The organism is Burkholderia puraquae, assembly GCF_002099195.1.
GTDB lineage: Bacteria > Pseudomonadota > Gammaproteobacteria > Burkholderiales > Burkholderiaceae > Burkholderia > Burkholderia puraquae.
In genome coordinates this window covers 1-770 of sequence record NZ_NBYX01000072.1, presented here as the reverse complement: position 1 = coordinate 770, position 770 = coordinate 1, and the positions used below count along the sequence as shown (strand labels likewise).

Annotated in this window: 1 pseudogene; it reads right to left on the bottom strand. The window is 60.2% G+C overall.

The features are described from left to right. A pseudogene (locus tag B7G54_RS37830) lies at positions 1 to 700 on the bottom strand (transposase); the annotation flags it as partial. Positions 701 to 770: the final 70 nt, after the last annotated feature.

Sequence of the window (770 nt, the reverse complement as noted above, 5' to 3'; positions counted from 1 at the left end):
TCGATCGCCAGGCACTCGCGGGTGTATTCATCGATCACGCAAAGCATCTTCAACGCTCGCCCATCCACCAACTGGTCGTGCACAAAGTCGTAGCTCCAGACCGAATTGGGCTGGGTGGCGCCAGGCAGGCGTATGTCGTTGCCGCAACGACGTCGGCGAGGGCGCCGCCGCGGAATGCTGAGCTGCAAGGCTCGCCACATTCGTCGCACACGCGCTTCGCCCAGCGCCAGCCAAGCCGACATCCGTCGGTAGCCGAAGCGCGGCACCTCCTGCGCAGCCGCAATCAGTTGCTCGCCCAGACGCCGATCTTTCTCCGGTTGCTTGAGCSTATAGGTCGCCACCCGGCGACTCAGTCCCAGGTAGCAACATGCCTTGCGTCGTGATAGCCCCCGCCGAGTCAGGACTTCCAGCGCCTCGCGCCGGCCCGTCGGGGTGCTCATTTTTTTCGACTGAATTCCTTCAGGCCGTCGATCACCAGCATCTGCTCGGCGATCAGGCGCTTAAGCCGATCGTTCTCCGACTCYAATTCCTTGAGCCGACGCGCGTCGGCCACATCCATGCCGCCGAACTTGTTGCGCCAACGATAGAACGTTTGTTCCGAGATGTTGTGGCGCTTGCATAGATCCTTCACCGGTTCATCCCGGCTCTCGGCCTCGCGCAAGATGCGGATGATCTGCTCGTCGGTAAATCGCTTCTTCATCGAGTTCTCCTTGTCTCTAGGATAAAAGAGAACTCACKTGCCGCATGGCTACAAGAATCGTCTCAGGTCA